We start from the raw sequence: 21,965 nt of genomic DNA on the forward strand, positions 1-21,965 counted from the left end.
ATATGGGGATCTACCTTACCGATCGCGCCACCGGCGCGCTTGTCGGCCTGGCGCTGGGCGATGCCCTCGGCACCACCCTGGAGTTTCAGCCCCGTCCGGCGCAGCCGGTGATTAGCGATATGGTCGGCGGCGGTCCGTTTCAGCTGCAGCCGGGACAGTGGACCGACGACACCTCAATGATGCTCTGCCTGGCCGACAGCCTGATTGAGAAAGGCAAAAGCGATCCTGCCGACCAGATGCGCCGCTATATTAACTGGCGCGACTGGGGGCACAACTCCTGCACCGGCACCTGCTTTGATATCGGCAACACCGTGGCCGGGGCGCTGCGCAGCTTTGAGCGCAGCGGCGAGGCGCTGGCCGGCAGCCGCGACCCAAACAGCGCCGGCAACGGCAGCCTGATGCGCATCGCGCCGGTGGCCCTGCTGATGCACGATGCCGATTTATCGCAGGCGATGGCCCTGGCCGCTGAAAGCAGCGCCACCACCCACGGCGAGCGGCGCTGTATTGACGCCTGCCGGTACATGACCTACCTCATCCACGCGCTGCTCAACAGCGACGCGCGGCCGGATAAAGCGCAGCTGCTCTCGGACAGCGCGCCGACGCTGGCGCCGTATCTCGCCGACATGCATCCGGATACCCGGCAGATCATCGCCGGCAGCTACCGCCATAAGTCCCGGGAGCAGATCAGCAGCTCGGGCTACGTACTCAGCTCGCTGGAAGCCGCCCTGTGGTGCTTCTGGCACAGCGAAACGTTTGCAGAGGGCGCGCTGCTCGCCGCCAACCTCGGCGATGACGCCGATACCGTGGCCGCCATCTACGGCCAGCTCGCCGGGGCGTGGTACGGCTACGGCGCGCTGCCGGAGCGCTGGCTGGCGAAGCTCGCCTGGCGGGAGGAGATCCAGCGCCGGGCGCTGCTGCTGCTGGAGCGGAGGCGCTGACAACGATGCACAACAGACCTCTGGTCTTTATCGGCGATATTCACGGCCAGCACCGCAAGCTGGCCCGGCTGCTGACGGTGCTGAAGGCGAGGGTGCCGGAGGCGTCATACCTGTTTATCGGCGACCTGATCGATAACAAAGCCTCCCCGGACCTCAGCCAGCTGGCGGTGCTGGAGCAGGTCAAAGCGCTGGTTGATGAGGGCCGGGCGCGCTGCCTGATGGGCAACCACGAGCTGAATGCCATCGGCTGGACGCTGCGCGACCCTGAAAGCGGCGCGGCGCTCAGGCCGCACACCGCGAACAACGCCAAACAGCACGGCGCCTTTCTGGCGGAAGTGGGGGAGGGTTCGGCGGAGCACCTGAAGTGGGTGGCCTGGTTCAGGACCCTGCCGCTGTTTGCCGACTTCGGCGACGTGCGCGCCGTTCACGCCTGCTGGGACGCGCGGGCGATAGCTGCCCTGCGCCCGTACCTGACTCAGGATAACGTACTGCAGTCCAGCTACTGGCCGCAGGCCTTTGACCCGACAAGCGTCCCCGGCGGCGCGCTGGAAACGCTGCTCAAGGGGCCGGAGCTGCGCCTGCCGGACGGCTTTTCGTTTACCGATAAGACCGGCCACCGCCGGCGGCACATCCGCGTGCGCTGGTGGCGGGACGATGCGGTCAGCTACCGTCAGCTGGCGCAGGTGCCGCCCGCCGCCGAAGAGAGTGTTCCCGATCTTCCCCTCGCGGCAGAACTTCGCTTTCCCGCGCCGCCGGGGCCGGTGGTTATCGGCCACTACACGCTGCACGGAACGCCGCAGCGGCTGGCGGAAAACGTCATCTGCGTCGACTATAACGCCGCCAAAGGCGACTTCCCGCTGATCGCCTGGTGCTGGCGGGCGGGCGACGGCTATTTTATTCGCTCAGACGAATGACCGTCCGGGCTACACGTCCTTAATGCGCAGCAGCGCCAGCGCCGTCACGAAGCACATCCCCAGCGCAATCCAGAAGACCGCGTGGTAGCTCCAGATCTCCGCCACCACGCCCGCAAGCGACCCGGCGATGATCCAGCCTACGCGGGTGGTGTTGCTGTACAGCGTGGTCGCCGCTCCCGCCTGGCCCGGCATCAGATCCTGAAAATAGAGCATGCCGATCCCGGCGAGGATGCCGATATAAATGGCGTTAAGCAGCTGCATGGCCAGCAGCAGCGCCGGGGAGTGCACGGTCAGCATGCCGATATAGAACAGCAGCCCGGCCGCCACCGCCACCCGCATCAGGAAGCGCTTGCCAAAGCGCTTCGCGTAGTAGCCCGCAATCAGCATCGTCGGGATCTCCAGCCCGGCGGCGGTGCCCATCATCAGCCCGGCAAGCTTCTCCGGCAGGTGCAATTCTTCAATAATAAACAGCGGCATATTGATGATGTAGAGGCTGTTGGTCCCCCACATTAGCGTGCAAATGCTGAACAGCAGCAGGGCGTCCCGGCGGTTGGTGCGCGGCGCCTCAATGCGGCTGCCCGCGGCGGGCTTAATTTTGCGCATGCTCGGCAGCATCAGCCAGACGATGATCCCGCAGACGATATAGGCCACGGCGGCGGACAGATACATGGTCGGAAAGCCGAAGCCCATCGCCAGGGCGTAGGCCAGCGGCGGGCCGACGACCCACGCCAGCGATACCTGGGCGCGCAGAATCGAGCTGAACATGACCGCCTCGCGGCCGGTCTTATCGGCGTACTCGCGGGCGAGGGCGAACATCTGCGGGTTAGCGGTGGAGCCGAAGCTGCTGAGGAACACGCCGACGAACAGCAGGATAAAGTAGTCGCGGTTCCACGCGAACAGCACGCTGGCGGCGGCGCCCAGCAGGCAGCAGAACACGATCAGCCGCTTGCGGTCCCCCTGGCGGTCGGAGCGCCCGGCAAGAAACTGGCTGACCAGGATGCCGATCACCGCGCTGCCGGTAAAAAAGAAGCCGACCATCGCCGGGCGGACGTGCACTTCGTTGGTCAGAAACAGGCTCAGGGTCGGGGTCTGCAGCGCCCCGGCAATGCCGGTCAGAAAGGCCACGATCAGAAACGCCGAGGACGTAAGGTCAAAACCGCGGCGGGGAGCGGCAAGGGTCGAGTTAGACATAGCGGATATCAACAGAAGCAAAAGACGCGGCAGTTTACGCGCGGCGGCGAAAAATAAAAAGCGCCGGCGTCAGGTTCTGCGAAAAAAATAAACCACCATTTCATTCTTCACGATTCTGGCTGAAGTTTGCTGAACACCGTTACATGCGACGATTTTCCGCCGCTGAAATGTAGCGCTCATGATAACAAAATGTGCTGCACCTCTAACTTCTGTCATCAAAAAAGCGACTTTGCTTGCGCATTGTACAAGGTTATCTCAGACTCCTTGAAACGTTTCAGCGTCATCTGTTCATCCTTCCTGAAACCGGATGGCGCATCTTTTTCCATAAAAGCTGAAACGATTCAATTCAGCGAGCGAGGAGAACTATGTTCCAGTTAACCGTTCAGGATATTCATCCCGGCCAGCGGGCCGCGAACAAAGAAGAGGCGATTCGCCAGATAGCGGCGGCGCTGGTGGAGGCCGGCAACGTGGCCGAAGGCTACGTCGAAGGTATGCTGGCGCGCGAAGGCCAGACCTCGACGTTCCTCGGCAACGGCATCGCCATCCCCCACGGCACCACCGACACCCGCGATCGGGTGCTGAAAACCGGCGTTCAGGTTTACCAGTTCCCGCAGGGCGTGACCTGGGGCGAAGGGCAGACCGCCTACGTTGCCATCGGCATCGCCGCCAGCTCTGACGAGCACCTCGGCCTGCTGCGCCAGCTGACCCATGTCCTGAGCGACGACAGCGTGGCTGAACAGCTGAAAACCGCGACGACCGCTGAGGAGCTGCGGGCGCTGCTGATGGGCGAAAAGCAGAGCGAGGCGCTGAAACTCGACAACGACACCCTGAGCCTCGACGTCAAGGCCGCAGACCTCGTTACCCTGCAGGCGCTGAACGCCGGTCGCCTGAAAGAGGCCGGCGCGGTTGACGCCGCCTTTGTCGCCGCGGCGGTCAGCGAGAGGCCGCTGAATCTCGGTCAGGGTATCTGGCTGAACGACTGTGCTGAAGGCAATCTCAAAAGCGCCGTGGCCGTCAGCCGCGCCGCCGCGCCGTTCAGCGTTGACGACCAGCCCGCGGCGCTGCTGGTGACCGTCGCCATGGCCGACGCGCAGCCGGTGGCGGTGCTGAACCGCCTGAGCGCGCTGCTGCTGGACAATAAAGCTGAACGTCTGCTGAAGGCCGATGCCCCGACGCTGCTGGCGCTGCTGACCAGCGACGATGCGCCGGCGGACGATGTGCTGAACGCGGAATTTGTTATTCGCAACGAACACGGCCTGCACGCCCGTCCGGGCACCATGCTGGTCAATACCATTAAACAATTTAACAGCGATGTGACGGTGACTAATCTCGACGGCAGCGGCAAGCCCGCTAACGGCCGCAGCCTGATGAAGGTGGTGGCGCTCGGCGTTAAGAAGGGGCACCGCCTGCGCTTCACCGCCCAGGGCGACGACGCGCAGCAGGCGCTGAACGCCATTGGCGAAGCGATCGCATCCGGCCTCGGGGAGGGCGCATAAATGAGCAGACGTGTAGCAACAATTACCTTAAATCCGGCCTACGATCTGGTTGGAGCTACCCCGGAAATTGAACGTGGCGAAGTGAACCTGGTGCGCACCACCGGCCTGCACGCGGCGGGCAAGGGCATCAACGTGGCAAAAGTGCTGAAAGACCTCGGCATCGACGTCACCGTCGGCGGCTTCCTCGGCAAAGATAACCAGGACGGTTTTCAGCAGCTGTTCAGCGAGCTGGGTATCGCCAACCGCTTTCAGGTGGTGCAGGGCCGTACCCGCATTAACGTCAAGCTGACCGAAAAAGACGGCGAAGTCACCGACTTCAACTTCTCCGGTTTTGACGTGACCGGCGCCGACTGGGAGCGCTTCGTGACCGACTCCCTGAGCTGGCTCGGCCAGTTTGATATGGTCTGCGTCAGCGGCAGCCTGCCGGAAGGCGTCAGCCCGGAATCGTTTACCGACTGGATGACCCGCCTGCGCAGCCAGTGCCCGTGCATCATCTTCGACAGCAGCCGCGAGGCGCTGGTCGCCGGCCTGAAGGCCGCACCGTGGCTGGTGAAGCCGAACCGCCGCGAACTGGAGATCTGGGCGGGCCGCAAGCTGCCGGAAATGAAAGACGTGATTGACGCCGCGCACCAGCTGCGCGAACAGGGCATCGCCCACGTGGTTATCTCCCTGGGCGCCGAGGGCGCGCTGTGGGTTAACGCCTCCGGCGAATGGATTGCAAAACCGCCTTCGGTCGAGGTAGTCAGCACCGTCGGCGCCGGCGACTCGATGGTCGGCGGCCTGATTTACGGCCTGCTGATGCGCGAGTCCAGCGAACACACGCTGCGCCTGGCGACGGCGGTCGCCGCCCTGGCGGTCAGTCAGAGCAATGTAGGTATTACCGATCGTACCCAGTTGGCCGCGATGATGGCGCGCGTTGACTTAAAACCCTTTAATTAACAGCAGGAGAGGCATAATGAAAACGCTGCTGATTATCGACGCCGGGCTCGGACAGGCCCGCGCGTACATGGCGAAAACGCTGCTCACCGCGGCGGCCGGTAATGCTCATCTGGAGATTATCGACAACCCTAACGACGCGGAGCTGGCGATTGTACTCGGCGCCGCGCTGCCCGCGGACAGCGCCCTCAACGGCAAACAGGTCTACCTCGGCGATATCAATCGCGCCGTGGCTCACCCGGCGCTGTTTCTGAGCGAAGCCAAATCCCACGCCGCGCCGTATCAGGCCCCGGCTGCGGCGCAGCCCGCGGCGGCCCCGCAAGGCGCGAAGCGCGTGGTGGCGGTCACCGCCTGCCCGACCGGCGTGGCGCACACCTTTATGGCGGCGGAAGCGATTGAAACCGAAGCCAAAAAGCGCGGCTGGTGGGTGAAGGTGGAAACCCGCGGTTCCGTCGGCGCCGGTAACGCCATTACCCCTGAAGAGGTGGCTGGGGCCGATCTGGTGATCGTGGCGGCCGATATTGAAGTGGATCTGGCGAAGTTTGCCGGTAAGCCGATGTACCGCACTTCGACCGGCCTGGCGCTGAAGAAGACCGCCCAGGAGTTCGATAAGGCGCTGGCGGAAGCGCAGCCGTACCAGCCCTCCGGCAACGCGCCGTCTGCGGCCAAAGAGGGCAAGAAAGAGGGGGCGGGCGCCTACCGCCACCTGCTGACCGGCGTCTCCTACATGCTGCCGATGGTGGTGGCGGGCGGCCTGTGTATCGCCCTGTCGTTCGCCTTTGGCATCACCGCCTTTAAAGAGCCGGGCACCCTGGCGGCGGCGCTGATGCAGATCGGCGGCGGTTCGGCTTTCGCCCTGATGGTGCCGGTACTGGCGGGCTATATCGCCTTCTCCATCGCCGACCGTCCGGGTCTGACGCCGGGCCTTATCGGCGGTATGCTGGCGGTGAGCACCGGCTCCGGCTTTATCGGCGGCATCATCGCCGGTTTCCTCGCCGGCTATGTGGCGAAGATGATTAGCACGAAGCTGAAGCTGCCGCCGAGCATGGAGGCCCTGAAGCCGATTCTGATCATCCCGCTTATCTCAAGCCTGGTGGTTGGCCTGGCGATGATCTACCTGATCGGTAAACCGGTCGCCGGGATCCTCGAAGGCCTGACCCACTGGCTGCAGACCATGGGCACCGCCAATGCGGTCCTGCTGGGCGCCATCCTCGGCGGCATGATGTGCACCGACATGGGCGGGCCGGTCAACAAAGCGGCGTACGCCTTCGGCGTTGGCCTGCTGAGTACCCAGACCTACGCGCCGATGGCCGCCATTATGGCTGCCGGTATGGTGCCGCCGCTGGCCCTTGGCCTGGCGACCCTCGTTGCCCGCCGCAAGTTTGACAAGGCGCAGCAGGAGGGCGGTAAAGCGGCCCTGGTGCTTGGCCTGTGCTTCATCACCGAAGGCGCCATTCCGTTTGCCGCCCGCGATCCGATGCGCGTTCTGCCCTGCTGCATCGTCGGCGGCGCGGTGACCGGCGCCATCTCGATGGCGGTCGGCGCGAAGCTGATGGCGCCCCACGGCGGCCTGTTCGTCCTGCTGATCCCGGGCGCAATCACGCCGGTCCTCGGCTATCTGCTGGCGATTGTCGCCGGTACGCTGGTGGCGGGTCTCTCTTACGCGGTGCTCAAGCGCCCGGAAGAGGCCGCGGCGGTGAAGGCGACGGCCTGATTCTCCCCGCCTGACGGCGCTTAATGACGGCGCTTAATAAGGAAGGGCAGCAGCGGCTGCCCTTCCTTTGTTTCATACTTTCCCTACTTTAGTAATTAAAGAAAAGTTAATAACTTTCAAATAATCTGTTAAATTTCTGCCGTTTTTTTGACGTTAACTGACATAACAAAGAGATCGGAACAGAAATGATCCAGACTAAAAAAATAGCGTCGGCGCTCTCGCTGGCGGCACTCCTTATCTCCTCTGCGGTCCGCGCTAACGACGCGCCGGAAAAAACGGACGTCCTGCTGATCGGCGGCGGCATCATGAGCGCCTCCCTCGGCACCTGGCTGCAGGAGCTGCAGCCGCAGTGGAAAATGCTGATGGTGGAAAAGCTCGATGGCGTCGCGCTGGAATCCTCCAACGGCTGGAACAACGCCGGGACCGGGCACTCTGCTAACATGGAGCTGAACTACACGCCGGAGCGTGATGACGGTTCAATCGATATTAGCAAGGCGCTGGCGATCAACGAGTCCTTTATGATTTCCCGCCAGTTCTGGACCACCCAGGTTCAGCGCGGCGTGCTGCACGATCCGCACTCCTTTATCAATTCGACGCCGCACATGAGCTTTGTCTGGGGCGACAAAAACGTCGAATACCTGACGAAGCGCTACGCGGCGCTGCAGAAAAGCACCCTGTTCCAGGGAATGAAGTTCTCCACCGATCATCAGCAGATCCAGCAGTGGGCGCCGCTGGTGATGGAAGGGCGCGATCCCAGCCAGAAAGTGGCCGCCACCTGGACGCCGGTGGGCACCGACGTCAACTACGGCGAGATCACCCGCCAGCTGGTTGGCAGCCTGAAAAAAGATCCCGACTTCCGGCTGGAAACCTCCACCGAAGTGACCGGCTTTAAGCGCAACAGCGACAACTCCTGGCACGTCACCATTAAGGACGTGAAGAGCGGCGCGGAGCGCGACGTGGACGCCAGATACGTCTTTATCGGCGCCGGCGGAGCGGCCATTAAGCTGCTGCAGGAGACCGGCATTCCGGAGGCGGAAAACTACGCCGGCTTCCCGGTGGGCGGCTCCTTCCTGATGACCGAAAATCCGGCCATCGCCGAACGCCATCTGGAAAAAGTGTACGGTCAGGCTTCCGTCGGCGCGCCGCCGATGTCGGTTCCGCACCTCGATTCCCGCTACCTCGACGGCAAGCGCGTGGTGCTGTTCGGGCCGTTCGCCACCTTCTCCACCAAGTTCCTCAAGCAGGGCTCGCTGTTCGATCTGCTGAGCGCGACCACGATGCACAACGTTATCCCGATGATGGACGTTGGCCTGGATAACTTCGATCTGGTGAAATACCTGATTGGTCAGGTGATGCTCAGCGATGACGACCGCTTTGCGGCGCTGAAGGAGTACTACCCGAACGCGCGTAAAGAGGACTGGAAGCTGATCCAGGCCGGTCAGCGGGTGCAGATCATTAAGAAAGATCCCGAGAAGGGCGGGGTGCTGAAGCTGGGTACCGAAATTGTTACCGACCAGCAGAAAACCCTGGCCGCGCTGCTCGGCGCCTCGCCGGGCGCCTCAACCGCAGCGCCTATCACCCTTAACGTGATGAAAGAACTGTTCCCGCAGCAGTTCGCCTCCGCCGAGTGGCAGCAGAAGATCAGGGCCATCATCCCGAGCTACGGCCAGACGCTGAACGGCAACGCGGCGCTGACCCAGCAGGTGTGGGACACCACCGCCGCGGCGCTGCAGTTGACTAAACCGCCGGTCATCAACATGGGCGAGCAGTCCGCCCCGGCGCAGGACGCGCCGCGCAAGGAGAGCGCGAAGCAGGACCTGGCGCTGTAACATCCGGCATAAAAAAAGCACCGCTCCGGCGGTGCTTTTTACATTCAGGCTCAGGCGACGCTCTCTGCCGTCTGCTGGGCCTTCAGCCAGGCGATCTCTTCCGCCCAGATATCGGGATTGATGGTCTCCAGAATCAGCGGAATACCGTCGAAGCGGTCGTCCTGCATGATCCAGCGAAACGCATCGTGGCCGATATTGCCCTCACCGAGGCTGTTGTGCCGGTCAACCCGGCTGCCGAAGGCGCTTTTGGCGTCGTTGAGGTGCATGCCGCGCAGATACTTAAAGCCGACGATGCGCTCAAATTCGGCGAAGGTTTTCTCGCACGCCTCTTCGCTGCGCAGATCGTAGCCGGCGGCAAAGGCGTGGCAGGTGTCGATACAGACGCCGACCCGGGACTTATCCTCCACGCCGTCGATGATCGCCGCCAGGTGCTCAAACGCAAAGCCGAGGTTGCTGCCCTGTCCGGCGGTGTTTTCAATCACCGCCGTGACGCCTTCGGTCTGCGCGAGAGCGATATTGATCGATTCGGCGATGCGGGCGAGGCAGTCGTCAACGGGGATCTGCATCAGGTGGCTGCCGGGATGGAAGTTGAGCAGAGTCAGCCCCAGCTGCTGGCAGCGGCTCAGCTCGTCGATAAACGCCTCGCGGGATTTTTCCAGCGCCTCCTCAACCGGGTGGCCGAGGTTAATCAGATAGCTGTCGTGGGGCAGGATCTGGCCCGGCCCGTAGCCGTATTTTTCACAGGCGGCCTTAAACTCGGTGATAACCTCGTCGGTGAGCGGCGCCGCGCGCCACTGGCGCTGGTTTTTGGTGAACAGGGCGAAGGCGGTGGCGCCTATCTCTGAGGCGCGGATGGCGGCGTTTGCCACGCCGCCGGAGGCGCTGACGTGCGCTCCAATGTATTTCATAAAAACTCCTGTTAAACCCGCCGGGGGAAAGCAAAGGCTAATGATAGCGGGTTAACGGCGCCGGGATGTAGTGCTTTATGCCATCAGGGCGCGCACCGCGAGGTTAATCGCGCCGCCGCCGATAATCAGCCAGCCGAACAGCATCAGCGCCATCAGCAGCGGCTTTGCCCCGGCCTTTTTCAGGGCGCTGACGTGGGTGGTGAGCCCCAGGGCCGCCATCGCCATCGCCAGCAGGACGGTATCCAGGGTCACCAGCGCTCTGACCAGCGTATCCGGAAGCAGGTGAAAGGAGTTCACCACGGCGACGGCGATAAACAGAATGGCAAACCACGGCACGGTGATTTTGCGCTTCTCTCCGGCGGCGGCGGGCGCCAGCTGCCTGACCCGCGCCGCCAGCAGCAGCAGGAACGGCGCCAGCATCATCACCCGAAGCATTTTAGCGATCACGGCGGCGTTTTCGGCCTGCGGACCCACCGCGTGTCCGGCGGCCACCACCTGAGCCACCTCGTGCATGGTCGAGCCCATATAGATGCCGTAGGTTTCCGGACTGAAGAAGCGGGCAAGCAGCGGATAGAGCGCCGGGTAAAGGAATATCGCCACGGTGCCGAAAATCACCACCGTCGCCACCGCGACGGTGACCTTTTCCGGCTCGGCTTTAATCACCGGTTCGGTAGCCAGCACCGCCGCAGCCCCGCAGATACTGCTGCCTGCGCCGATAAGCCAGCTGGTCTGCCTGTCGAGGCCAAACAGTTTCTGGCCGAGCAGGCAGGCAAGCAGAAAAGTGCTGCACAGCGTCAGGGCGTCGATGGCGATACCGCTGGCGCCGACGTCGGCAATTTGCGAAAAGGTCAGGCGAAAGCCATAAAGAATAATGCCCAGGCGCAGCAGGTGCTGCTTGGCAAGCAGCACGCCGCTGGCGCAGCGGCCGCTGACGCGGGGATAGAGCGTATTGCCGACGACCATCCCCAGCAGGATGGCCAGCGTCAGGGCGCTGAAGCCCGCTCCGGCAATCGCCGGGATGCTGCCGGCCCACAGGGCGGCGGCGGTGAGCAGCGCGCAGAGGGCAAGGCCGGGGACAAAATGTCCGATGGCGGGTCGGCGTGCGCCGGGAGTAAATGCTGTCATAACCTTCTCCTTTATCCGGATTCAAGGTTACGCGGCGCTGGTTTAAAGGTAAAATTGATTATATATTTATAATCTATCTATATAAACGGTAAGTCACTCTCTGGAGCGCCCCATGCACATAACGCTGCGCCAGCTGGAAGTTTTTGCTGAAGTGCTGAAGTGTGGTTCCACCACCCAGGCATCGCAGAGGCTTTCCCTCTCCCAATCGGCGGTCAGCGCCGCGCTGACCGACCTTGAGGGGCAGCTCGGCGTCCAGCTTTTCGATCGCGTCGGCAAGCGGCTGGTGATCAACGAGCACGGACGCCTGCTCTATCCGCGCGCGCTGGCGACCCTCGAACAGGCCAGCGAAATTGAACAGCTGTTCCACGAAGACAACGGCGCCCTGCGGGTCTACGCCAGCAGCACCGTCGGCAACTATATCCTGCCGGAAATTATCGCCCGCTACCGGCGCGACTTCCCGACGCTGCCGCTGGAGCTAAGCGTCGGCAACAGCCAGGACGTGATCAACGCGGTTTCCGATTTCCGCGTCGATATCGGCCTTATTGAAGGGCCGTGCCACACGGCGGAGATCGTCGCCGAGCCCTGGCTTGAGGATGAGCTGGTGGTCTTTGCCGCGCCCGGCTCGCCGCTGCTGGAAGGCGCCGTAACGCTGCGGCAGCTGGCGGCGGCGCCGTGGATCCTGCGCGAGCGCGGGTCCGGCACCCGCGAGATCGTCGACTACCTGCTGCTGGCCCACCTGCCGGAGTTTCACCTGGTAATGGAGCTTGGCAACTCTGAGGCCATCAAGCACGCGGTGCGCCACGGCATGGGCATCAGCTGTCTGTCGCGGCGGGTCATTGCCGAACAGCTCGACAGCGGGACGCTGGTAGAGGTTTCGGTGCCTCTGCCGCCGCTGACCCGCACCCTGTGGCGCATTCACCACCGGCAAAAGCATATCTCCAACGCCCTGCAGCGCTTCCTGCGCTACTGCGACATTTAAGGGCACCGTGAGCAGGCGTCTGCACCGCGATGGCGGGCGGACGTCGCGCTATCTTCCTCTAAACCCCCGCGTTTGCCGCATCCTCAGGCTCTCTTTTCTGGCACAGGAGTTGCAACGTTAGTTGCAGCATTGGTGTTTTAGAATTTTTTGTTTCAATGAAGGAGTGTGCAATGAAGAGAGTGATGTTGTTGGCTGCCGCCGCAGTGATGCTGGCACAAATGGGGCCGGCGCAGGCCGACCAGCTGCAGGATATTCACCAGCGCGGCGTGCTGCGGGTGGCCGTACCCCAGGACTTCCCGCCCTTTGGCTCGGTGGGCACCGACCTCCAGCCGCGGGGCTACGACATCGACATGGCTAACTACCTGGCAAAAAGCATGAAGCTTAAGCTGCAGCTGGTGCCGGTCACCAGCGCTAACCGGGTGCCCTACCTGCAGACCAATAAAGTCGATGTGGTTATCTCAAGCCTCGGCAAGAACGCCGCCCGCGAGCGGGTGATTGACTTCAGCGAGGCCTACGCGCCGTTCTTCCTCGGCGTATTCGGGGCCAAATCAAGTCCGCTCAAGGAAGCCGCGCAGCTGTCGGGACAGTCCATCGGCGTCACCCGCGGCGCGGTAGAGGATATGGTGCTCAGCGACGTGGCGCCAAAAGCGGCGCAGATCAAGCGCTATGAAGACAATAACACCACTATTTCGGCCTATCTCTCCGGGCAGGTGACCTACCTTGCCACTGGTAACGTGGTCGCGGCGGCTATCGCGGAGAAAGATCCCAGTCAGGCGCCGGTCAGCAAGTTCATGCTCAAAGACTCTCCCTGCTATATCGGCCTGAAGAAGAACGAACCCGCTCTGAAGGCGGAGATCGACAGCGTGATTAAGCAGGCGAAGGCGGACGGCACCCTCAACCGCTTCTCGGAAAAATGGATGAAGGCGCCGCTGCCGGCAAACCTGGGCGCTTGAGGATCCTGCCATGACGACAACGCTGGATTTTACGGCGCTGTGGCCCTTCTGGCCGATGCTGCTGGCGGGACTGTGGACCACCGTCACCCTGACGGCGGCGGCAACGGTCGGCGGCGTCTCGCTGGGCATTCTGGGCGCCGCGCTGCGCAGCGGCAGGCCCGGTATCGCCAGCCGGCTGTGGGGCGGCTACGTGGAGCTCATTCGCAATACGCCCTTCGTGGTGCAGCTGTTTTTTATCGTCTTCGGCCTGCCGTCTATCGGCGTCAAAATGACCGCCGGCGAGGCGGCGCTGCTGGCGATGCTGATTAACCTCGGGGCCTACAGCACCGAGATTATCCGCGCGGGCATTCAGGTGGCGCCGAAAGGGCAGTGGGAGGCGGCGCGGGTGCTGGGCCTGAGCAAAGTGCAGACCTTCTGCCGGGTGATCCTGCCCCCGGCGCTGCGGCGGGTCTATCCGGCGCTGGTCAGCCAGTGCATTATCGTGATGCTCGGCTCCTCGGTGGTGTCGCAGGTCTCTTACGAGGAGCTAACCTTTGCCGCTAACCTCATTCAGTCCCGCACTTTCCTGAGCTTTGAGGTTTATCTGGTGACGACATTACTCTATCTCGCGCTCTCCCTGCTGATGCGCCAGCTGCTGCTGGCGGCCGGGCGCAGGTGGCTTGCCGGGGAGGGCGCATGAGCAGCTTTACCGACTGGGATATTGTGCGCAATCTGCTGCTGGCGGCGCGCTGGACGCTGCTGCTGTCGCTGATTGCCTTCACCTGCGGCACGCTGGTGACGCTGCCGCTGCTGGCCCTGCGCATTGCCCGCTGGCGCTGGCCGAAGCGGCTGATTGCGGTGTATATCGCGCTGTTTCAGGGCACGCCGCTGCTGATGCAGCTGTTTCTGGCCTTCTTCGGCGTCGCGCTGTTCGGCATCGACGTCAGCCCGTGGACCGCCGCGACGCTTGCCCTGACCCTGTTCACCAGCGCCTTTCTGCTCGATATCTGGTACGGCAGCATCCGGGCGCTGCCGAAAGGGCAGTGGGAGGCCTGCCGCTGCCTCGGGCTGAGCTTCGGCCAGACGCTGCTGCGGGTCATTGCCCCGCAGGCTATCCGCATCGCCATCGCCCCGACGGTCGGCTTCTCCGTCCAGGTGGTGAAGGGCACGGCGCTGGCCTCAATTATCGGCTTTGTCGAACTGACCAAGGCCGGCACCATGCTCAATAACGTCACCTTTGCGCCGTTTAAAGTCTTTGGCCTGGTGGCGCTGGGCTACTTCCTTATCTGCTTTCCGCTGTCGTGGTACAGCCGCTATCTGGAGAAGAAATTCCATGCCGCTCATCACCATTAACGATGTGCAGAAGTTTTACGGCGACAACCATGTCCTCAAGGGCGTCAGCCTCGATATTGATATGGGGCAGGTGGTGTCGATCATTGGCCGCAGCGGCTCGGGGAAAAGTACGCTGCTGCGCTGCATGAACGGTCTGGAGGGCTACCAGGAGGGCAGCATTAAGCTCGGGGGAATGACCATCACCAGCCGCGATTCACAGGCGCGCGAAATCAGCCGCTCGGTGGGGATGGTTTTTCAGAGCTTTAACCTGTTTCCGCACATGACTGCGCTGGAGAACGTGATGCTGGCCCCGCGCCGGGTGCTGAAGAAGTCTGCCGCAGAGTGCCGCGCGCTGGCTATTGAGATGCTGGAGAAAGTGGGCCTCGGCGAGCGGGTGGATTACTATCCCGCCAGCCTCTCCGGCGGCCAGCAGCAGCGGGTGGCGATTGCCCGGGCGCTGGCGATGAAGCCGAAAGTGCTGCTGTGCGATGAGATAACCTCGGCGCTGGATCCGGAGCTGGTGGGCGAAGTACTGAAAGTCCTAGAGCAGCTGGCGAAGGAGGGCATGACCCTGATCCTCGTGACCCACGAAATGAACTTCGCCCGCGAGGTCGGCGACCGGGTGGTGTTTATGCATCAGGGAAGAGTTTGGGAGCAGGGCGAGAGCAGCCGCTTTTTCAGCGATCCTAAGACCCCGGAACTAAAGCAGTTTATCGCCTCCGTACGCGGTCTTCACTAACCTCCTCATCCCCCGGCGCGCTGCCCCATTACGGGGCAAGCGCGCCGCATCCTGCCGCGCAAAATTTCCTTTCTCTGCTTTACTAATAATCATAGAACCTTCATGAAGGTCTCTAATAACCGCGAATTTCAATCAGATAGAATCCTCTTCCTCTGATACAATCGCGCCTTATTTTTTTGGATGGACAGCATTTTCTCATGGTTTCTGAAACTAAAACCACAGAAGCGCCCGCGCTCCGTCGCGAACTTAAGGCGCGCCACCTGACGATGATCGCCATTGGCGGCTCAATCGGTACGGGTCTTTTCGTCGCCTCCGGCGCAACTATCTCTCAGGCGGGACCCGGCGGTGCGCTGCTCTCCTACATTCTGATCGGTCTGATGGTCTACTTTCTGATGACCAGTCTCGGCGAGCTGGCTGCGTTTATGCCGGTTTCCGGCTCGTTCGCCACCTACGGGCAGAACTATGTGGAAGAGGGTTTTGGTTTCGCGCTCGGCTGGAACTACTGGTACAACTGGGCGGTCACTATCGCCGTTGACCTCGTGGCGTCGCAGCTGGTGATGAGCTACTGGTTCCCCGATACCCCGGGCTGGATCTGGAGCGCGCTGTTCCTCGGCATCATGTTCCTGCTTAACTGGATCTCGGTGAAGGGTTTCGGCGAGGCCGAGTACTGGTTCTCGCTGATTAAAGTCACGACCGTCATTATCTTTATCATCGTCGGTATCATGATGATCGTCGGCATCTTTAAGGGCGCCCAGCCGGTGAGCTGGAGCAACTGGACCACCGGCGATGCGCCGTTTGCCGGCGGCGTCGCGGCGATGATTGGCGTGGCGATGATCGTCGGCTTCTCCTTCCAGGGCACCGAGCTTATCGGTATTGCCGCCGGCGAGTCGGAAGATCCGGAGAAGAACATTCCCCGCGCGGTGCGGCAGGTGTTCTGGCGTATTCTGCTGTTTTACGTACTGGCTATCCTGATAATCAGCCTGATCATTCCCTATACCGACCCGAGCCTGCTGCGCAACGACGTGAAGGATATCTCCGTCAGCCCGTTCACCCTGGTGTTCCAGCACGCGGGCCTGCTGTCGGCGGCGGCGGTGATGAACGCGGTGATTCTGACGGCGGTGCTGTCGGCGGGTAACTCCGGAATGTACGCGTCGACCCGTATGCTCTATACCCTGGCCTGCGACGGTAAAGCGCCGCGCATCTTCGCGAAGCTCTCCCGCGGCGGCGTGCCGCGCAACGCGCTGTATGCCACTACCGTAGTAGCCGCGCTGTGCTTCCTGACTTCGATGTTCGGCAACCAGACCGTCTACCTGTGGCTGCTCAACACCTCCGGCATGACCGGCTTTATCGCCTGGCTGGGAATTGCCATCAGCCACTACCGCTTCCGCCGCGGCTACGTGCTGCAGGGCTACGATATCAACGATCTGCCGTACCGCTCGGGCTTCTTCCCGCTGGGGCCTATTTTTGCCTTCGTGCTGTGCCTGATTATCACCCTCGGCCAGAACTATGAGGCCTTCCTCAAGGACACCATCGACTGGGGCGGCGTGGCGGCGACCTACATCGGTATTCCGCTGTTCCTGGTTATCTGGTTTGGCTACAAGCTGGCGAAGGGCACCCACTTCGTACGCTATTCGGAGATGGAATTTCCGGGGCGCTTTAAGAAGCAGTAACTGACCTGTGTTAAACACAAAGGCCGACCGCATCTGCGGTCGGCTTTTTGCGTTGCGGCAGGGCAATCAGAAGCTGTAGCTCATGCCCACCGTATAGCGACGGCCGTCCAGGGTGGTGTCGTAGACGTCGTAGTCGATGCTCTTATCAAACAGGTTGTACACGCCCGCCGTCAGCAGCAGGTTTTTCATCGCCGTATAGCGCACGCCGAGATCCACTTCTGAATAGGAAGGGCTGCCCTCGGACATGGAGGTGCGGCTCAGGTATTCAGAGCTTTTACCGCGGAAGTTGAGGCGGCTCCAGGCGCCGAAGTCCGGGGTGGCCTGCCAGTCGAGGGTGGTATTGAACATGTGCTTAGGCATCTTGTTCAGCGGCTTGCCGGAGAACTCGCCGCTCTTCTGCTCCGAGCGGGTGTAGGTGTAGTTTGCCGTCCAGTTGATATCACGGGTTATCTTCCAGCCGAAGGTGGATTCGACGCCGCGCATATCCGCCTTGTCGACGTTCACCCGGTCGCTGACGAAATCGTAGTGGGTGTTGCCGATGGTGCAGGCCGGATCGCTGCTGCTGTTGCAGCGGCGGACTTCGGTGATCTTATCCTTAAAGCGGGTGTGGAACAGCGTCACCCCGGCGTTGAGGTCATCGCCGTTGTTCCACAGCAGGGCAATCTCTTCGCTCAGGCTCTTCTCCGGCTTCAGGTCCGGGTTACCGACAATAATGCCGTTGGAGCGCCCGCCGCCGGTGATCTGCCCCCAGCTCGCCGAGGACTGGCGCAGGTCCGGCGCGCGGAAACCGGCGGAGACGCCGCCTTTCAGCGTCCACTGGTCGTCGATGTGCCAGACGCCGTAGCCGCGCGGCGTCCAGTGATCGCCGTAGTTTTCGTCTTTATCCATGCGGATGCCGCCGAGCAGGGAGAAGTTGTCCAGAATAGCCCACTCGTCCTCGGCGAACAGCGCCCAGTTCCAGCGGGTCAGCTTGCTGAGGCCGTCCGCCGCCTCCAGCTGGTTGCCGTTATCGCGCAGCTTCTCGTAGCGGTACTGGCCGCCGACGGTCAGCGTATGGTCGCCGAGGAAGATCTGGTTCTGGGTGTTGAAGATAGTGTTGTAGCTCTTCATCTCCCGGCCGGGGTTGTTGGTCTCCTCCTGCTGCACGTAGCTGGTGGAGTTAACGTGCTCGTAGTAGCCGCTGTGGGTCAGGGCATAGGTGGTGTGTTCGTAGCGGCTGCGGCTGCGGGTGTTTGGTTCGCAGGCCCTGCCGGTGCGGCAAATTTCTGCGGCGCTGGATTTCCCCGGCGTGCTGTTGCGGTCCTGCAGTTCGCGGGCGAACTCCAGATCGAAATCGTTCTTATCGTCGGGCGTCAGGTTAAAGGCGACGCCGCCGCTGCGCATTCGCTGCTCGTTGTAGCCGTTGAGGATTTTATCCTCCGGGCGGCGGGAGTAGAGGCCGGAGACCTTCATGCCCAGCAGCCCCTCAACCAGCGGGCCGGAGGCGTAGACGTTAGTCTGATACAGATCGCCGGAGTCGCGGTTCTCCTGGAAGGTCATATCGCCGTGCACCGCACCGTTCCACGCCCGGGTGTTGGAAACCTTTTTGGTGATGATGTTAATGACGCCGCCCATCGCATCCGAGCCGTAGAGGGAAGACATCGGGCCGCGGATCACTTCGATGCGCTCGATGGTTTCCAGCGGCGGCAGCCAGCCCTGCTCGATCCCGGCGTTGTCGCTGTTCGGGCGGGTTGAGCGGGTGCTGATGCGCTTGCCGTTCACCAGGAAAAGGGTGTACTGAGAGCCCATGCCGCGAATGCTGATGTCGCTGCTGCTGGCGCCGCCGGTGACCACCACGCCGGGCACGTCCTTCAGGGCGTCGGTCACGTCGCGGTAGGCTTTATCCTCCAGCTGGCTTTTGCTGATCACCGAGATTGACGCGGGGGCATTCTCGATTTTCTGCTCGAAGCCGGTGGCGGTGACCACCATGGTTTCGCGGTCGTCCGCCTGTACGCCAGGGGCGACCGCCGCCGCGCATACCGCGGCGGAGAGGAGTTTAAAACGAGGTATTGTCATGAGATCATCCATATCAACGAATTGAAAACGAATCGAAAAAGGCGTCTTCGCGCCTGAAATATTTCCCGAAAACAGCTCACCGCGCGTCGGATGACGTGTGTGAGGAGTTGTACAAAAGCATGAAAATTTGTAAATATAAATGATAATTGAAATCATTTACGTTACTTGTTGATATCGTAAAGATACGTAAATGAAAGGGGGAGGCGAAGGCCGCCTCCCGGAGGGTTATTTCAGCAGGTATCTGGCGTGGAAGCGCAGGTGATCTTCGATAAAGGAGGCGATAAACCAGTAGCTGTGATCGTAGCCGGACTGGATGCGCAGGGTCAGCGGCCAGCTTTTCTGCCGCGCGGCTTCGGCCAGTACGGCGGGCTGCAGCTGATCGGCGAGGAACTGATCGTTGTCGCCCTGGTCGATAAGCGTCGGGATTGCGTCGCCGTCGCCGCTGGCCTGCATCAGGGCGCAGCTGTCCCAGGCCTGCCAGGCGCTGCGGTCTTCGCCCAGATAGGCGGTAAACGCCTTCTGGCCCCAGGGCACCCGGCAGGGGTTCACGATGGGCGCAAAGGCCGACACGCTCTGGTATTTGCCCGGATTTTTCAGCGCCAGCACCAGCGCGCCGTGGCCGCCCATCGAATGGCCGGAGATGGCGCAGCGCGCCGAGACGTTAAATTTTTCCTGAATAAGGGCGGGAAGCTCGTCGCGCAGGTAGTCATACATCCGGTAGTGTTCCCGCCACGGCGCTTCGCTGGCGTTGAGATAAAAACTGGCGCCCTGGCCCAGATCGTAACCCGCGTCGTCCGCCACGCCGTCGCCGCGCGGGCTGGTATCCGGCATCACCAGCACAATACCCAGCTCGGCGGCGACCCGCTGGGCGCCCGCCTTGGTGGCAAAGTTTTCATCGGTGCAGGTAAGGCCAGACAGCCAGTAAAGTACCGGCGGCGGGTTGTTTTCCCGCGGCGGCGGTAAAAAGATGCTGAACACCATCGAACAGTTCAGCGATGTGGAGTCGTGCCGCCAGCGTTGCTGCCAGCCGTCAAAGCAGCGGTGCTCTTCGAGCAGTTCCATGCAGGCTCCTTGTTGAGTAAATGATAACAGTCCGTTTCATCATACAGATCATTGCGCAAAGTGGAGTAACTTTCACTTTCCCCTTCGCGCAGGCTGCTGCATCATTAGGATCGCGCCTGAGAGCCATCGCGATTGGGCTCCCGGCGTTGAAAGGCTGTAACAATTACAACAATTATCGTCGCGAATACTGGATTCTGTGCGCTACCTCACGCACAATAAGTGCACACTTTGCCCGTATAAGAGTAAAGGTCGCCACACCTGCAGGAGAAGAACATGCCATCACTGAGTAAAGAAGCCGCGCTCGTCCACGAGGCGCTGGTCGCACGCGGTCTGGAAACGCCGCTGCGTCCACCGGTTAATCTTGATAATGAGGCCCGCAAGCGCCTGATTGCCGGACACATGACGGAGATTATGCAGCTGCTTAATCTCGACCTCAGCGATGACAGTCTGATGGAAACGCCGCACCGCATCGCCAAAATGTATGTCGATGAGATCTTTTCCGGTCTCGACTACGCCAATTTCCCCAAAATTACCGTCATTGAAAATAAAATGAAGGTCGATGAGATGGTGACCGTCCGTGATATCACCCTCACCAGCACCTGCGAACACCATTTTGTCACTATCGACGGCAAGGCGACGGTGGCCTACATTCCGAAAGACTCGGTGATCGGGCTGTCGAAAATCAACCGCATCGTGCAGTTCTTCGCCCAGCGGCCGCAGGTGCAGGAGCGCCTTACTCAGCAGGTGCTCACCGCGCTGCAGACGCTGCTCGGCACCAACAACGTGGCGGTCTCCATTGACGCGGTGCACTACTGCGTGAAGGCGCGCGGCATTCGTGACGCCACCAGCGCCACCACCACCACTTCGCTCGGCGGCCTGTTCAAATCCAGCCAGAACACCCGCCAGGAGTTTCTGCGCGCGGTGCGCCACCACGGCTAGCGGTCCTGCAGGATGCGGCATGAAGCGTAACATCACGCTGGATTTTATTCGCGGCGTCGCCATTCTCGGCATCCTGCTCCTCAATATCACCGCCTTCGGTCTGCCGAAGGCGGCCTATCTTAATCCCGCCTGGTACGGCGACGTCACGCTTCGCGATGCCTGGACCTGGGCGCTGCTTGACCTGTTCGCGCAGGTGAAGTTCCTCACTCTCTTCGCGCTGCTGTTCGGCGCGGGGCTGCAGATGCTGCTGCCCCGCGGCAAGCGCTGGATCCAGTCGCGACTGACGCTGCTGGCGCTGCTCGGCATCTGCCATGCCTTACTGCTGTGGGACGGCGATATTCTGCTGGCTTACGCCCTGGTCGGGCTGGTGTGCTGGCGGATGGTGCGCGACGCCCACGGCGTGAAGTCGCTGTTTAATACCGGCGTCGTGCTCTACCTTATCGGCGTGGCGGTGCTGCTGCTGCTGGGGGTTATCTCAGGGGACGTCCACCGCGCCTGGGTGCCGGATGCCGCCAACCTGCAGTATGAACAGTACTGGAAGCTGCGGGGCGGCCTGGAGGCGGTAAGCAACCGCGCGAGCCTGCTGTCGGACAGTCTGCTGGCGCTGGGCGTACAGTATGGCTGGCAGCTGGCGGGCATGATGCTGATGGGCGCCGCGCTGATGCGCAGCGGCTGGCTGAAGGGCCGCTTTAGCCTCGGGCACTACCGGCGTGCCGGCGTGCTGCTGATTGCCGCTGGCCTGGCCATCAATCTGCCGGGGGTGATTGCCCAATGGCGGATGGGCTGGGATCCGCGCTGGTGCGCCTTTCTGCTGCAGGCCCCGCGCGAACTTTCCGCGCCGTTTCAGACTCTGGGCTACGCGGCGCTGGCGTGGGGCTACTGGCCGCAGCTTTGCCGCTTCCGGCTGGCGGGGGCCATCGCCTGCGTCGGGCGCATGGCGCTCAGCAACTACCTGCTGCAGACCGCTATCTGCACCACGCTTTTCTACCGCTTCGACCTGTTCATGAAATTCGACCGCCTGTCGCTGCTGGCCTTCGTACCGGCGGTGTGGCTGGTGAACCTGCTCTTCTCCGTACTCTGGCTGCGCTATTTCCGCCAGGGCCCGGCGGAGTGGCTGTGGCGCCAGCTGACCCTGCGGGCGGCGGGTAGCTCCAATGTAAGAACATCAAGATAACGATCTCGATCACAATCGTTAACATATGTGAT

19 protein-coding genes are annotated in these 21,965 nt (G+C 62.0%); 14 read left to right on the plus strand and 5 right to left on the minus strand.

Annotated elements, in window-relative coordinates:
* Positions 1-2 precede the first annotated feature (2 nt).
* Together ENGE1_RS00980 and ENGE1_RS00985 are read left to right on the plus strand one after the other, a co-directional pair.
* Positions 3-938 carry an ADP-ribosylglycohydrolase family protein gene (locus tag ENGE1_RS00980; RefSeq protein ID WP_048253904.1) on the plus strand — a complete coding sequence of 312 codons (936 nt, stop codon included), beginning with the start codon at positions 3-5 and terminating at the stop codon, positions 936-938.
* Between the two features lie 5 nt (positions 939-943).
* Positions 944-1,852 (plus strand): metallophosphoesterase, encoded by a 909-nt coding sequence (locus ENGE1_RS00985; protein ID WP_048273212.1) that lies wholly within the window; start codon positions 944-946, stop codon positions 1,850-1,852.
* Positions 1,853-1,861: 9 nt separating this feature from the next.
* On the opposite strand, the gene setB is transcribed toward ENGE1_RS00985, so the two are convergent.
* Positions 1,862-3,043: a sugar efflux transporter SetB gene (setB, locus tag ENGE1_RS00990; RefSeq protein ID WP_048273213.1), complete on the minus strand. Its 1,182-nt coding sequence runs from the start codon at positions 3,041-3,043 to the stop codon at positions 1,862-1,864.
* 365 nt (positions 3,044-3,408) lie between these two features.
* Between setB and fruB the strand changes: the two genes are divergently transcribed.
* The 4 genes from fruB to mqo all read left to right on the plus strand — a co-directional run bounded on the left by fruB (position 3,409) and on the right by mqo (position 9,018).
* On the plus strand, positions 3,409-4,539 hold the full coding sequence (gene fruB, locus ENGE1_RS00995) for a fused PTS fructose transporter subunit IIA/HPr protein (RefSeq protein WP_048253906.1): 1,131 nt from the start codon (positions 3,409-3,411) through the stop codon (positions 4,537-4,539).
* Positions 4,540-5,478, plus strand: a complete 939-nt coding sequence (fruK, locus tag ENGE1_RS01000; RefSeq protein ID WP_043082834.1) for a 1-phosphofructokinase — start codon at positions 4,540-4,542, stop codon at positions 5,476-5,478.
* Between the two features lie 16 nt (positions 5,479-5,494).
* Positions 5,495-7,189 (plus strand): PTS fructose transporter subunit IIBC, encoded by a 1,695-nt coding sequence (gene fruA, locus ENGE1_RS01005; RefSeq protein ID WP_043082835.1) that lies wholly within the window; start codon positions 5,495-5,497, stop codon positions 7,187-7,189.
* A 185-nt stretch (positions 7,190-7,374) separates the two neighbouring features.
* Positions 7,375-9,018: a malate dehydrogenase (quinone) gene (gene mqo / locus ENGE1_RS01010; protein ID WP_048253907.1), complete on the plus strand. Its 1,644-nt coding sequence runs from the start codon at positions 7,375-7,377 to the stop codon at positions 9,016-9,018.
* Positions 9,019-9,068: 50 nt separating this feature from the next.
* Here mqo and nfo read toward each other — a convergent pair whose 3' ends face one another.
* Both nfo and ENGE1_RS01020 read right to left on the minus strand, forming a co-directional pair.
* The gene (gene nfo, locus ENGE1_RS01015; RefSeq protein WP_048253908.1) at positions 9,069-9,926 is read right to left on the minus strand and encodes a deoxyribonuclease IV; all 858 of its coding nucleotides are present in this window, start codon (positions 9,924-9,926) and stop codon (positions 9,069-9,071) included.
* A 75-nt stretch (positions 9,927-10,001) separates the two neighbouring features.
* Positions 10,002-11,051 carry a YeiH family putative sulfate export transporter gene (locus ENGE1_RS01020; protein WP_048253909.1) on the minus strand — a complete coding sequence of 350 codons (1,050 nt, stop codon included), beginning with the start codon at positions 11,049-11,051 and terminating at the stop codon, positions 10,002-10,004.
* 112 nt (positions 11,052-11,163) lie between these two features.
* Between ENGE1_RS01020 and yieE the strand changes: the two genes are divergently transcribed.
* From yieE to ENGE1_RS01050, 6 genes are all read left to right on the plus strand, one after another.
* Positions 11,164-12,030 carry a DNA-binding transcriptional regulator YeiE gene (yieE, locus tag ENGE1_RS01025; RefSeq protein WP_043082840.1) on the plus strand — a complete coding sequence of 289 codons (867 nt, stop codon included), beginning with the start codon at positions 11,164-11,166 and terminating at the stop codon, positions 12,028-12,030.
* Between the two features lie 170 nt (positions 12,031-12,200).
* The gene (locus ENGE1_RS01030; protein ID WP_045289921.1) at positions 12,201-12,983 is read left to right on the plus strand and encodes a transporter substrate-binding domain-containing protein; all 783 of its coding nucleotides are present in this window, start codon (positions 12,201-12,203) and stop codon (positions 12,981-12,983) included.
* A gap of 10 nt (positions 12,984-12,993) precedes the next feature.
* Positions 12,994-13,662, plus strand: coding sequence for an amino acid ABC transporter permease (locus ENGE1_RS01035; protein ID WP_048253910.1), 669 nt, complete (start codon positions 12,994-12,996; stop codon positions 13,660-13,662).
* Entirely contained in the window at positions 13,659-14,315 is a 657-nt protein-coding gene (locus ENGE1_RS01040) for an amino acid ABC transporter permease (protein ID WP_043082843.1), read from the plus strand. The genes ENGE1_RS01035 and ENGE1_RS01040 overlap by 4 nt, the downstream gene beginning before the upstream one ends.
* Positions 14,296-15,033 carry an amino acid ABC transporter ATP-binding protein gene (locus tag ENGE1_RS01045; protein ID WP_043082844.1) on the plus strand — a complete coding sequence of 246 codons (738 nt, stop codon included), beginning with the start codon at positions 14,296-14,298 and terminating at the stop codon, positions 15,031-15,033. The genes ENGE1_RS01040 and ENGE1_RS01045 overlap by 20 nt, the downstream gene beginning before the upstream one ends.
* 197 nt (positions 15,034-15,230) lie before the next feature.
* Entirely contained in the window at positions 15,231-16,703 is a 1,473-nt protein-coding gene (locus ENGE1_RS01050; RefSeq protein WP_043082845.1) for an amino acid permease, read from the plus strand.
* A 66-nt stretch (positions 16,704-16,769) separates the two neighbouring features.
* On the opposite strand, the gene ENGE1_RS01055 is transcribed toward ENGE1_RS01050, so the two are convergent.
* Complete coding sequence (locus ENGE1_RS01055) at positions 16,770-18,758, minus strand: ligand-gated channel protein (RefSeq protein WP_048253912.1); 1,989 nt, start codon at positions 18,756-18,758, stop codon at positions 16,770-16,772.
* A 225-nt stretch (positions 18,759-18,983) separates the two neighbouring features.
* The gene (gene fghA / locus ENGE1_RS01060) at positions 18,984-19,820 is read right to left on the minus strand and encodes an S-formylglutathione hydrolase (protein ID WP_048253913.1); all 837 of its coding nucleotides are present in this window, start codon (positions 19,818-19,820) and stop codon (positions 18,984-18,986) included.
* 273 nt (positions 19,821-20,093) lie between these two features.
* Here fghA and folE point away from each other — a divergent pair, with 273 nt between their 5' ends.
* Positions 20,094-20,759: a GTP cyclohydrolase I FolE gene (folE, locus tag ENGE1_RS01065; RefSeq protein WP_043082848.1), complete on the plus strand. Its 666-nt coding sequence runs from the start codon at positions 20,094-20,096 to the stop codon at positions 20,757-20,759.
* Between the two features lie 19 nt (positions 20,760-20,778).
* Entirely contained in the window at positions 20,779-21,933 is a 1,155-nt protein-coding gene (gene yeiB / locus ENGE1_RS01070; protein WP_048253914.1) for a DUF418 domain-containing protein YeiB, read from the plus strand.
* The last annotated feature ends 32 nt before the right edge of the window (positions 21,934-21,965 follow it).

Source organism: Pluralibacter gergoviae ATCC 33028 = NBRC 105706, from assembly GCF_001598855.1.
Lineage (GTDB): Bacteria > Pseudomonadota > Gammaproteobacteria > Enterobacterales > Enterobacteriaceae > Pluralibacter > Pluralibacter gergoviae.